The following is a 12,723-nucleotide window of genomic DNA, read 5'->3' as shown; positions in this document are numbered from 1 at the left end:
AGGAATGGGGACACTGGGAAATCGATACTGTGGTAGGTCCGCATGGTGAAGAGGAACCTGCCTTATTGACGTTGGTTGAACGTCACTCACGCTTTGAGTGGCTGATTTTGATTAAGAATCAGACAAGTCAGGCCGTTCATCAAGCGATCACTCAACTCATGAACTCCCTAGGAGATAAAGCTGAGCGACTCTTTAAGACTCTTACAAGTGATAACGGTTTAGAGTTCAGTTCACTCACAAAAGCCGTCTCCTCTGTAACTGAGGTTTACTTCGCTCACCCTTACTCATCTTGGGAGCGAGAACTAAGATGTTCTAGGTGGCTAAGTTCTATTTGCAATTTATAAAAATTTTTCTATTTATAATAATTTCGTCTTTAGTTTTCTCCAAAAAAGACATGCTCAGTCTTGCTTTTTAGTCTTCCATTAAATTTTCATATCAATCCATATAAACCGAAATACTACTTAATAACTCCTTTAACTTATCACTTATTAAATTCAAAATGTTAATAAATTGAGTATTGCTCTCATTATTATTAAAATACTCAAACAATTCCTCACTAATAAAACCTATGTATTGTGGGATTTCATAAATAATATTGTTAACTTGACCTTGAATTATTACATTTTTATGTACCAATTTTTCATAATCAGATGATTTAAACAAAAAATCTCTGAGTCTATCTGAAATGAATATTATGCTACGTCATGACTTTATATTTCTGTTTTCTATAAAAGAAAAAATTGATTCACTAATATTTTATATAACTTTTCAATTTCTAAACAACTTACTAACTCTTGATTAACTGTTTCTAATAACACTCTAGTTTCTTTTTCCAATTTACTTATATTTTCAGAAAGTTCTTTCTCTAAATTTTCAAGTTTTCTATTGTGCTCTGCATTAATAATTTTTTAATTTAGCTTTGTTCAAAATCAAAAATGCAGATACTCCAAATACAACAGTAACTATTAATCCAATAACTGTCCACGTTTGATTAGGTAATTGTTGATTCTGATTAGTTAACTTGCCTACTACATTTTCAAGCATCTTTATTTTCTCTATATTCGTCATAACTTTCTCCAATAAATAAGCCGAAGAATGGCTCAAAGTCGCCCAGCTTTTTTAATAGTATTTTGTATTTTCACTAATCCACTCTTCAACTTATTTCAATGGAAACTTTCTTCTTTTACCAACTTAGATGTAAGGAAAACCAAATCGTTCCTCCTCTTTTAATTATTTACATTAACAAGAGCAAAACACTTCACACTTGTTATTAATTGTTATCATTAAAGCTGTCGTCCATTTTTGAGCAATAGCTATCTAAAATACAGTGAAAGACAATTTTGTCCGTTACTTCTCTAGGATGACCCAAATTTGTCCTACCCTTCAATAAACAAAAATACCGCTGTTCCGATTTATGGACAATGATATATATAATATTGATTTTAACTGAAATGATATTATTATATAATTAAATAAATTAGGAGGATTCAAATGGATAGAATAAAATATTGAGGATCAAGTGATTATGCAACTTATTATTATGCAAATAATTTAGAAGGTCGAATTAACGCTCTACTGACCACTATATAACCTTCAATCATTGACATATTAGAAGCAGTTAATATCACCAAGTATCTTTTAGATAAAACAATTAACGCCCAATTAAAGCTCACTGTAAATGATTGTAAACCGAAACTTTTCAAACCTATCGATAAATACATAACTACTATGACTTCGAATAATATTGCAAATGATATTAAAAAATTATTCAGTGACGATGATAAAAATTCAAATATTTTCTATCACTCTGATTATTTTGAATTATTTGAAAAAAACAATTTCATAAGTTAATTAATGAGTTAGATTTTGAAAAATCGATTATAAATAACCATGTTCCGTTATATCTCTTATTAGAAACTAACTACTATAACAATTACTATCCAAACCTTACCAAGCGACTATTCTTATCCAATCCGGTGCATATCCAGCTATTAATTAATAAATATACAGATACAAAGCAGTCATATCATATCCCCCTCAATTGCACATCAAAAGAATTGTATTTTTTATGTACCCAATATATAGATAGTGAGGATAGTAATCTGAATTATGTAGATCTCATTTCCGATGGCATCAGTGAACTTAAAGAGTTTGAAATTGATGCTAAATTAAAGTTAAAGGCAAAAGAAAAGAGTTCAAATCAAAAAGCTCATCTCTTCTCAAATGGTGGCTTAAAATTAGAACTTCTCATCCACTCTTCTAAAAAACTAAAAGATCTTCCAGAAAATTGGACAAATAATACATTTACTAAACGAATTTTTATAGATAAAGATTGGTTGATTGATAATAATGATCTTTAATCTGTATTAAATTTTACTCTTTATTTAGATGACATTATGAGTAACAATATGATTTATCGATTCTGTAGCTTTTCCAACATTGAATCTTCTGTATTGGAAAGTATTTCAGGAATTAAAAGTTCAAGAAATTATCCTACGTATATGTACTTTCATTTTAAACAAACTATCCTTTTGACTTTACTGAAATTTATTCATAGCACCCTAAACAAAACACCTCAAAATAATTTCGAAAACATTTTTCAGGTTTTCTATTTGAATGCTGTTTAAACGAATATAATATAAAGTTTGTTCCATTCAAATTTGCTTCAAACCAAGAACCCTTCAACATAAAAACCAAAATTAATTTATCTAACGAAGAGACCTTAAGAAAACAATGGAAGTTGTTTGTAGAAGATTTTGAGATCAATCCGAAATTATTGGCTTTTGAAACTTCTCCTCGTATTGAGTCAATACCTAGTTTATTAAATAAAAAGTATATTTATCTAAATCCTAAAATAAAAAAATCCAAAGCATTGTTCACGCTTTATTCTCTAGTCAAAGTCATATTATTTACCTATCTAAAGAAAAACATGAAGATAGTTTCCTTAACTTGATTATTAAACATTCTGTCAATCTAACAGAATATCCAGAATACTATCATTCTCAAATCCTTAAATTAGTTCACGAAGACTTTATCTCATTAGATGATGAACAAAATATTTTCATTACTGATATTCAATTTTATAGAATAATAATTCTTCAATCATTGTATTCGTTTGAAGTAATCCACTTTTATAGAGGAATATTATCTAAAATAACCCCTAATAATATTCTAAAAATATTTCAAGATGAAATAGATATTATGATTGGAAAAGAATATCTAATTTCCGAATCCACTTTGTTTGTTCAAACCTGAGAAACCTTCTTTTTGATAAATTCGATTCCAATTACCTACCAGCGATCCGTTAGGCAAATCGAATTTTTCAGCAGCTTCTCGATAGCAACATTCATGTATTTGCCTATATTTTATGACAGACAACTTAAATTCGCCACTATATTCTATTTTATTGAGCTTTTTATTAAATCCTTCGAACCCATGGTTTTCATACATCTCTATCCAATTTCTAACTGTAGAAGATGGAATTCCATACTTTTCTGCAATTAAATCACGACCACCGGTCGTTCCATCAAGATATTCATTCACTATGTTGATTTTAAATCCTTTTGAATATTTAGACATAAAAAGAACCCCTAAATCCGGTCCGGATTTAGGGGTTCAGTACATAGTCTGCTGGCTAAAAAATTTACCCAAGAAAAATTTTAAATTGCTTAACTTCTATGGACTATTTTTATTAAAATAATGGAATAAATTTTACTTGTAGAATAAGTAGCCTATTTTTATATCCCATAGAATGATAAACCCATAACCTAGTTTTTATTCATTTTGGTTGAAAGATGACTAAATTTTGTAGCAATTTAAAAACCTGAAATTTATATGAAACTTTTATCTAATTCTAAAGAAATCATCTTTAACAATTATTAAAAATATTAAAAAGTTTACTCAATATCAATATCTGTATATTTTTTCTTAGTTCCTTTACTTTTAGACACGGGATATTTTTCGTCGTTTTTCTTTAACTTATTAATTATAATTTCTTTCATATCTAAATCTAAATTAGAGGCTAACATAATCGAATAAATTAATACATCAGCTAATTCGTCTTTTACAGCATCGAAATTCTTTTTTATTGTTTCCTCACTAGTATTCCATTGAAATAATTCAAGCAACTCCGAAGCTTCAATAGAGATAGATATGGCTAAATCTTTTTCGTTATGAAATTGTCGCCAATCCCTTTTATCTCTAAAATCATCAACTTCTTTTTTTAGTTTATCCATTTTCTAACTCTCCTTGTTGAGCCTTTAATAATACCTCTTGTAATTGGTCATCTACAGCATATAAATATAGCCCATGTATTCCTCTTGTTATTAATACATTTAACTCATTTTTCAATAAAAAATCTGCTAAGTACTCTTTACTTCCATCCTTTAATGTTCTTTGCTGTTTAGCTTTTCTATTTTGACTCGCTTCCCTATCAAAAATTATCTTTCCATCTCTATATTTTACTGAAGGACCAATGATCACGCCAACATAGTTCAAATCAAATCCTTGAACTGTGTATGTTGAGCCCGCCTCATTTATAGTGTGAGGTTGTTCAGCCCAAGAAACATCTTTATACTTTATACTTTTATTAGTTGGTTTTAACTGATAATTCCACGGAATTTCAAAGTTCTTGTCTTTTACCATCCAATATTCTTCATTCTCAGGTTTACGTTTATCGACATATTCCCAGTCAAATGTTGCAACTATTCTTGAAATGCCTTTTTCCTGATCTTTTGATTTTTCTTTAATCGCAGCATGCATTTTTTCAGCATCTTCAAAAATTTTAATTTCATAACCTTTATCATCATTAGGAATATTTAATACTATTTGATTATCAACTAGATTTCTAATCCAATCTACCGTTTGTTCTTCTGCATCGATTCTCATTTGATTTGTTAAAAAAATGTAATTATCATTTTTCTTAGACATTGATTTAATTTTTTCAAATTCATCTTTTTCCCAAAACTGTTCAGTTGTTAAGATTTGATTCGCATCAAATACTGCTATAACCACTCTTGCTCTTTTCAATAAATCATGTAATTGATTCTTACCTCTGTAAGCTTGTTTGCCTTGAGTCCACAGCAAGTGAGCTTCGTCTACTATCACAACATCAGCAGGTTCATTAATTTGAATATTATTGATGAAACGCGTTGGTTTTAAAACTGTTTCTAAGCTTTCATTTGATGTTAAATCTAATTTTTTGGCAATTTGTTTGTACACATTGATTAAAGCATCATGATTAACGAGCATATAGACTTCAACTTCTTCTTTGCTTTGGATTTTTTTAGCTAATTCCTTTTTCAAATCATAAAACAAATTACTCATTAAGACAGTCTTGCCCGATCCAGCTTCTCCAGATACTAGAATTAATTCTCCAATTTTATCGTCTTCTAAAGATTTAACTACCCTAGAATAAATTCTATTTTTAGCAGAAATTTGTTCAGACGTTAATTTATGAAAAGGAGAGGCCTTAAATAGTGCAGAATCTTCAATTATACTTTTTAATGGAAAAAGTGTTTTATTTTTATTTCTTAATTCTTTCCAAACTTCTGAAAAAATGTCTTCAAAGTACTCTGAGGTATAGTATTTATTTTGTTGATTAGTCCGTCTGTTATATATTTTATCTACTTCATCAATCGAGGATAAATAATGCATTAATTTGTTTTCTATATCTAAAGTTAAAGATTTATTAAAATATTCATGTCCGACCACAAACATTGAAGCCGAGTTAATATTTTCTAATTCAGCCAGTTCTTTATTGATTTCGTTACTAATTAAGTGTTGATTTGTTCTAACTATGATATTAGAAGTCTCTCCAATATATACACTATATATATCATTTTTTACTTTATTATTAATGATATAAACTGTCGGGTAATCTAATAAATATTTTCTTATATCTTTATTGAAATTTACTGAATTTTCTGCAAATCTTTTTAGTCCATCAGCTGTATATTCTATTTCATTTATAACTGGTTTAGATATTTTCGTCATTATGGTTCACTCCATCATCTTACATTAAAGAAAGCCAATTTTGTATGAATTAAATATGTTTACATGTTTTTATAGTTAGTATTCCTTTTAATTATAGTTAGTTCGCTCTTCTTATTCAAATGAGTTATAAATTAAATTTAAAAAAATACCAATTTATCATTTTATCTTCGTTCTGTTTGCCAATCCAAAAATGATTGGATTAATGAATTATCATCTACTGCTCATCGAGTGTACCATTTTAATTTTAAAAGATGACCATGACAGGAATACCCGTGTTCGTGAATAAACTGGCTGGTAGACCAATCACCGTATAAATATAATTTTTCTCTAGCAAACGCTTTCTAATTTCTTCTTCTGCCCCACGGAACAAGACACCATGGGGCAAGACTATAGCCATCGTTCCTTCTTGGCCTAAATGAAAGAGTCCATGGAGTAAGAAGGCAAAATCTCCTTTACTTGCGGGCGGAAGCACGCCAGCGACTTCAAACCGGGGGTCACTCACCGTTAAGTCAAAACGATTCCAACCCTTTACAGAATAGGGTGGATTCATAACAACGGCATCAAACTGAACACCTTCATTAGGTCGTTCGGGATCCTCCGGCCAATCTTCAGCCAGTGTATCGCCATTTTTAATAGTCATCTTTTCTGGACGAACTCCATGTAAGAGTAAATTCATACGGGTCAAGTTATAAGTAGCGGTGTTCTTTTCTTGCCCATAGTAAGCCAAATTTTTCTGTTGATGCGCATCTAAATGCTTAGCAACAGTTAACAGTAAAGAGCCAGAACGAGACAAACAGTCACAACTAAGTATCAACCTTTGTATGGCTAATAACAGGATTGAGCTGGTGATTTATTGGTCATTATAAATTCTTTATTTCCACTATATTATTTGTCCATCTTCTAGGTAAATTATCTTATCAAAAAATGTTTTATCTTTGAAACGATGATCTACCATGATTATTGTTTTATCTGATAGATTGTTTTTTATATAATGTAGGGTTTTTTCTAAATTCTCATCATCTAAAGAATTACTGAGTTCATCAAATATATATATTGGTGCTTTTCTCAAAAAGGTTCTAAGCAAGCCAATTCTTTTATTTTCTCCTCCCGAACTAAAAGTAACTGGGTCTTCCAGATTTTCTATTGATAAGACCTTATTCAATTCTAATTGATTTATTAATCGACCAAGGTCATCAGTCTCTACTTTGTCAACATACAACTCTAAATTTGCTAGTAATGAATCCGGTACTATTATACACTCTTGAGTTAATACGGAAAAATTATTTGTAACATCCAATTCATTGGTCACAGAATTACCATCAAAAAGAACCTCTCCTTTGGTAGGTTGAATCAAACCTAATATCATTCTTAAAATAGTAGACTTTCCTGATCCACTCTTACCTATAATAGCTACTTTATCCCCTCTCTTAATTTCAAAACTGATATTATCAAGTATTTTCTTCTCATTATCTAAAAAGGATACCTTTTGAAAAGTAATTTTATTTTTAAATGTAAGTTCTTTTCTATTAGAGTAAACTTCGTTCTTTGGAATTTTATCCAACCTCTTTAGAGAGACTATAACACGCCTCCATTCTTTAATTGCTTTTGAAAAATCAATTAGAGGATCAATTAATATTGAGTTATACATCATAATTGCTACCATACCACCTATAGTCATTTGGTTAAAATAAACTAAAATAGAAGTAATAATATAAAGTATCCCTATTGTACTCATAAAAATTATCGTATCAACAACATAAATTTTTTGTGTAAATCGAGTTTCTTCAAAATGATGTTTCTTGAATAAATCACTTTCTTCTTCTGTAAGTTTTTCAAATCTTTGCACTCTATTATTAGTTAGAATTTCTTCAAAATATAAATTTATATCATTAAATAATTTCCAGATTCGATCAGATGATATCCTTGATTCATCTATTAGCTGTTCATATCTCTTCATAAACCAATTATTTACGTATATAGAAATAAGTCCCACTAACAGTAAGACTAACATAATATACGGGCTAATTGAAAATACTAAAATAACACTTATAACAAATGAACTAATTGATCCTATCAAATCACTAAGTGGTTTTATAGATGAATCGGATACAATTTTTACATCTTCTAAAATTGAAGCACTTTGTGTTTCTGTTCTGTAAGTCTTTTGCTGTTGGAAGCTTAAGTTCAAAAATCGTTTTAAGATGTCTTTTCGAAGTTGATTACTAAAATTTAAGCTTAATCCTTCCGCATAAACATTCTTATAAGCTTCAATAATTGCTGATAAAAAAAAGACTACTAGCAAGATAACGCCAGATAAAATAACCTGTTTTAAGTCAGTATTAATTGAATCAATCATATGTTCTACTAACTTGATAGGTGCCAAAGATAATAAAGCCATAACTACTGACAGTATGAGTATGTTTATAAAATTTTTAGGTTTTAATCTTATTATCAATGAGTGGAATTCTGGGTTCATATTATCTCCTTAAAAATTCTTGATCGCTTCTCTAGCTTATCTTAAATAACACGTATTTCACTATATAAAGTTTATGATTTAAAACCTTTTCAAACAATCTCGAGATTCATTTTAAAAAAAATTAAGCCACTAGAATCTAGTGGCCTAAAATCATTTGCTTCTTTCTTGACGAATTATTCTCCAAATACTTTTAGCTGACAAGTAGTACTTTTCTGCCAGTGCATCTACATTTTCTCCATTTTTATAGTCAAGATAAATATTATAATTTCTACGATCTATCTTTTTTCTTGTTTTATTTTTACTTCCCCATTGTGCTCTTGATTCTTTCTTTTTAGGAATATAAATTAATTTTCCTTCAGCATATTCTTGTATTTTAAGAAAGAGCTCTTTAGGAAAAACTTCATCTGCTTTTGTGTAGTCCATAATGCCTCCATAACCCTTTTATTGAAAGCATTGACTATTATTTAGGGTCGCATAATATTTAACAGTCAATACTATGCGACTAATACTTGTCTTCTCATATCTTCCTCCTCTGATACTCTATTGTTTTTAACTAGATTTGTAAAATAAATCATCTAGAATTTTTAATTATCTTATTGCTAGCTATAATTATATACTAATCTTTCATTGTTTCTCTAGTATAGGGCTTGAAACCCAGTCACTATCGTTACTATTTGCAGTTATCATAATTATAACACGAGACCCGCTTGTAAAATCGTTCAGAAACATCAATACATCTATATACAACTCTACCATTTATCAAGCAGATTGTTATTACTTTAAACTGAATTAATTATTCTAAAGAATTTTAATTTAAATATTTAACATAATTTTATTTCTTCATATGGTTCACGAATAATTCATGTTTTTTTCGTCTTAAGCTAATCTCATGATTATTATCATAAAGGCCCGCAATCTCAAAAAATATCCCTATACTTGTCATTACCCCTGCTACAAAATCATCTATAGGATGATTAAAAATTATTGACAATACTCCAAATTGGTGATTAAGGATAACTAATAAAAGACATACTCCTCCAATAATAAAGTTTCTATTCAACTTATTCTTTTTAGCATCTTTTTCCTTTTCAGTATATTCAACTACTTTCAATAGAGTTTCTTTTGTTTCTTCATTCATATTCTCATTTTTCCTTTCTCCATCAATAATCTCTCTGAGATCTACATCATAGAAATCAGCTAAGAATAGTAACATGCTAATATCCGGAATGTTGCTGCCTGTCTCCCATCGAGAAATAGTTCTCTGGGATACATACAATCTATTAGCAAGCTGTTCTTGAGTAAGTTGTTTTTCATTTCTCAATTTCTTTAGAAAACAGCCTATCTTTTTTTGGTCCATATATTTTCCTCCTCTTAATGATATAATATCTGCTTTGACAATTAAAATAAACGACACAAAGTGAGTAAATACCATTTCTAAACGATCAGACATCAAATGTCTACATAATTAGACCCCTTTTGTTTCTCCAACAGTATTTATAAAAACTATTATTCATCGTCACTTTTGTCATTGTCATAATTATGATACGAGACTGATAGAAAAAATCTTCTAGCAACTCTAATAATTCTAGCTATTTATTTTCGCTTGATTTAAAAGGATGTTAACAACTACAGACTGGAATTTCCTTTTAAACCTTCTTTTTCTTATAAAGTAAACTTCCCAAAAAACTTCCAAGCACTGAAATAACGCCATAGATTAAAGAATAAATACTTGCACTCTCATTATAAAAAATAAATAGGGTAGGAATAAATAGCAAGACAACAAGCATTGGAAAAATCCAGTTAAATGAGTGCTTCATTCCATAGATTAGCGATGATATAAAACATGTCATTGGGACAGCCAATAGTAAAACCAACATCCCACTTCCTGTATTTTTAATGAAAAATGGCAATAGATAAAAGGCAAAAGCTATTACGATCAAATATACCAGCATTTTTCTAACTTTTTCCATTTCCAACTCCTTCACAAATTCACATTTTTTTACTTCTTTACTTTATTAGAGCAATCTTATTCAATATTCACTCTAACAGCCCACCAACCAATCGTTTAATTTTAAAATAGAATGCTTGAAAACTGGTCACTCTCCTAATTATTGGCTATTATCATCATTATAACAAGACTCCTAGCCATCAGCTCATAAATAGAACACTATTTGATTATTCTGCAATTATTTCACCTATTCTACTTCAACAAAATACCAAATAATCCATTGATATTTCTTTATACAAAACAATTTAATACTACCCAAAACTTTGACAGTGATTAATTGTTTGAACTTAAAATGACTAAGAGATTGACTCAACTCTGTTAGCTCAACATTAATAATCTTAGACTAAGGATAGTCGTTTAGCTTAAATTTAATGCTTCTATGTCTTTTTTTAAATTATAGGATTATCCATATTAGCAACCATCTGAATGCACTAAACGATTTAACCGATCCCACCATAAAATATTCCCATAATATATATCAAAATCGTCAACCCTACAAAGACATATCTGCCCATTGGCTCAAACCATGGCCCCAGAGTCTTATTGTAGCCCAATTGTACTTGCTTTCTAGCAAAGTCCGGTCCACATACCCAATAAAACATAATTCCAGCCAACAAAGCGCCTAATGGAATCACATAGATACTCACAATATCCATCCAACTTTCTAAAATAGCGCCATTTTCAACAAATATTCCGATGGCTATCGCTATACTCGCTACGATTCCTACCGCTTTTGCTCTTGAAAAATGGAACTTTTCTTGAAGCGCTTCGATTGGAGCTTCAAATAAATTGATCAAGGAGCTAATCCCTGCAAACAGTACTGCAATAAAGAAAAGAATGGCAAATAAGTTACCGGCTGGCATTTGTTTAAAAATCGCTGGCATGGTGATAAAGATCAAAGGAGGGCCCGCGGTTGGGTCCATATTAAAAGCAAACACAGATGGAATAACAACGAGAGCAGCCAATATAGCTGCTATTAAATCACTTACTGCAATATAGGTCGCAGAAGTAACCACATCTTCCTTTTCACTTAAATAACTCCCATACACCAATGTTCCCGAACCAGCTAAGGACAAGGAGAAGAAAGCTTGGCCTAATGCATAGACCCATGTTTGTGGATTTTTTAGCGCTTCCCATTCAGGTTGAAACAAATAGGCATACCCTAGACTTGCTCCCGGTAAGAAGATCACGCGAATACTTAAAAGCAGGAACATTATAAAAAATCCGGGCATGAGCACTTTATTTATTCTTTCAATCCCCTTTGAAATGCCCACTCGCATAATCCCAAAAGTTAGGATGAGTGCAGCTAGATGCCAGCCAATACTTCCAAAATTTCCAGCAATCTTTTCAAAATAAGCGGAACTATCTGCCGCTTGAATCATCGAACCTGAGATTGCCCCAAAGGTGAACCTTAAAATCCAGCCAATGACAACCGAGTAGCCAATCGCGATCCCTAAAGACCCGATGGTGGGAATTAAGCCAAGCCATTCGCCATACGGCTTGCCTCTTTTAGCCATTGCCTTCTTAAAGGCAGCCAGAGGACCTGCTTTCATCGCTCTTCCCAACGCGATCTCACCAATTACTCCCGTAAAACCAATGATAATCACAAAAAGAATATAGGGGATTAAAAAAGCCGCTCCTCCAAATTGCCCGACACGATAAGGGAATAACCATATATTTCCCATCCCTACCGCTGAACCCACTGATGCTAGAATAAAACCTAGCCTACTTTGAAAACCATCTCTTTCTCCTATTATTTTTTTGTCTTTCAATTTTTTCACTCCTCGTTTCCTTTGTTTAGAAATGCCACTAGCTAATCCTTTAACCCTATTTTTCAGCGGAAATGGAGCTCATATCAATATAAAGACACAAAAAGACACTGCGTCATCAATTTTAAATTGATCTATGCAGTGTCTTTTAAACAACTATCTATTAAAAATCACACTGGCATAGGCTCCATTTATACATGAAAAATAAAGTGAGCCTAGCCTTCAATTTTAGAAGTTAGACCACTCAACTATGCCAAGCCTGCCATGAATGAATGGTGAATTTCATTTGTGTGATTTCCTTTCTCTTTTTTTATTTATTTAATTATCTAATAGGCTTGACAGAAAGTCAAATGAGAAATTATTTTACCCAGCCGATTGTTAAACGTAAATGATAATGTCTCAAGAGAACACAAATCAAAATGTCCCACTATCCACTATAATAAATGATGAAAAGGATAGGAGGGAAAATGATGGGA

At 30.7% G+C, this 12,723-nt stretch carries 11 protein-coding genes and 1 pseudogene; 2 read left to right on the top strand and 10 right to left on the bottom strand.

All coding sequences use genetic code 11. The features are described 5' to 3' along the window. The coding region (locus ACQV2P_RS08085; protein ID WP_428894394.1) for an IS30 family transposase at nt 1-344 on the top strand (344 nt) is incomplete at its 5' end. A gap of 553 nt (nt 345-897) precedes the next feature. Here ACQV2P_RS08085 and ACQV2P_RS08080 read toward each other — a convergent pair. Further along, nucleotides 898-1,104 (bottom strand): hypothetical protein, encoded by a 207-nt coding sequence (locus tag ACQV2P_RS08080; RefSeq protein WP_428894864.1) that lies wholly within the window; start codon nt 1,102-1,104, stop codon nt 898-900. Nucleotides 1,105-2,057: 953 nt separating this feature from the next. Between ACQV2P_RS08080 and ACQV2P_RS08075 the strand changes: the two genes are divergently transcribed. Continuing rightward, nucleotides 2,058-2,360, top strand: a complete 303-nt coding sequence (locus ACQV2P_RS08075; RefSeq protein ID WP_428894393.1) for a hypothetical protein — start codon at nt 2,058-2,060, stop codon at nt 2,358-2,360. An 859-nt stretch (nt 2,361-3,219) separates the two neighbouring features. On the opposite strand, the gene ACQV2P_RS08070 is transcribed toward ACQV2P_RS08075, so the two are convergent. The 9 genes and pseudogenes from ACQV2P_RS08070 to ACQV2P_RS08030 all read right to left on the bottom strand — a co-directional run bounded on the left by ACQV2P_RS08070 (nt 3,220) and on the right by ACQV2P_RS08030 (nt 12,250). Beyond that, on the bottom strand, nt 3,220-3,579 hold the full coding sequence (locus tag ACQV2P_RS08070; RefSeq protein WP_428893353.1) for a helix-turn-helix domain-containing protein: 360 nt from the start codon (nt 3,577-3,579) through the stop codon (nt 3,220-3,222). Between the two features lie 317 nt (nt 3,580-3,896). Next, on the bottom strand, nt 3,897-4,235 hold the full coding sequence (locus ACQV2P_RS08065) for a nucleotide pyrophosphohydrolase (protein ID WP_428893354.1): 339 nt from the start codon (nt 4,233-4,235) through the stop codon (nt 3,897-3,899). Continuing rightward, entirely contained in the window at nt 4,228-5,994 is a 1,767-nt protein-coding gene (locus tag ACQV2P_RS08060; protein ID WP_428874565.1) for a DUF2075 domain-containing protein, read from the bottom strand. Before ACQV2P_RS08060 ends, ACQV2P_RS08065 begins: the two co-directional genes overlap by 8 nt. Before the next feature lie 250 nt (nt 5,995-6,244). Next, nucleotides 6,245-6,844 (bottom strand): annotated as a pseudogene (locus ACQV2P_RS08055) (HsdM family class I SAM-dependent methyltransferase); the annotation flags it as partial. Nucleotides 6,845-6,874: 30 nt separating this feature from the next. Beyond that, a complete protein-coding gene (locus ACQV2P_RS08050; RefSeq protein ID WP_428893356.1) occupies nt 6,875-8,470 on the bottom strand; it encodes an ATP-binding cassette domain-containing protein in 1,596 nt (531 codons plus the stop codon). Between the two features lie 150 nt (nt 8,471-8,620). Then, nucleotides 8,621-8,893, bottom strand: a complete 273-nt coding sequence (locus ACQV2P_RS08045; RefSeq protein WP_428874577.1) for a CD3324 family protein — start codon at nt 8,891-8,893, stop codon at nt 8,621-8,623. A gap of 409 nt (nt 8,894-9,302) precedes the next feature. Then, a complete protein-coding gene (locus tag ACQV2P_RS08040; RefSeq protein ID WP_428874578.1) occupies nt 9,303-9,827 on the bottom strand; it encodes a helix-turn-helix domain-containing protein in 525 nt (174 codons plus the stop codon). A 289-nt stretch (nt 9,828-10,116) separates the two neighbouring features. Further along, on the bottom strand, nt 10,117-10,440 hold the full coding sequence (locus tag ACQV2P_RS08035) for a hypothetical protein (RefSeq protein WP_428874579.1): 324 nt from the start codon (nt 10,438-10,440) through the stop codon (nt 10,117-10,119). A 478-nt stretch (nt 10,441-10,918) separates the two neighbouring features. Then, entirely contained in the window at nt 10,919-12,250 is a 1,332-nt protein-coding gene (locus ACQV2P_RS08030; RefSeq protein ID WP_428874580.1) for a sodium-dependent transporter, read from the bottom strand. Nucleotides 12,251-12,723 lie beyond the last annotated feature (473 nt).

Source organism: Facklamia sp. P12932 (assembly GCF_050409545.1).
Classification (GTDB): Bacteria; Bacillota; Bacilli; order Lactobacillales; family Aerococcaceae; genus Facklamia.
This window is presented reverse-complemented; position numbering and strand designations above follow the sequence as displayed.

Excerpts from the sequence above, each read along its gene's own strand:
- ACQV2P_RS08050 (WP_428893356.1), bottom strand. The coding sequence starts at position 8,470 with ATGAACCCAGAATTCCACTCATTGATAATAAGATTAAAACCTAAAAAT.
- ACQV2P_RS08065 (WP_428893354.1), bottom strand. The coding sequence starts at position 4,235 with ATGGATAAACTAAAAAAAGAAGTTGATGATTTTAGAGATAAAAGGGAT.
- ACQV2P_RS08040 (WP_428874578.1), bottom strand. The coding sequence starts at position 9,827 with ATGGACCAAAAAAAGATAGGCTGTTTTCTAAAGAAATTGAGAAATGAA.
- ACQV2P_RS08060 (WP_428874565.1), bottom strand. The coding sequence starts at position 5,994 with ATGACGAAAATATCTAAACCAGTTATAAATGAAATAGAATATACAGCT.
- ACQV2P_RS08070 (WP_428893353.1), bottom strand. The coding sequence starts at position 3,579 with ATGTCTAAATATTCAAAAGGATTTAAAATCAACATAGTGAATGAATAT.
- ACQV2P_RS08035 (WP_428874579.1), bottom strand. The coding sequence starts at position 10,440 with ATGGAAAAAGTTAGAAAAATGCTGGTATATTTGATCGTAATAGCTTTT.
- ACQV2P_RS08045 (WP_428874577.1), bottom strand. The coding sequence starts at position 8,893 with ATGGACTACACAAAAGCAGATGAAGTTTTTCCTAAAGAGCTCTTTCTT.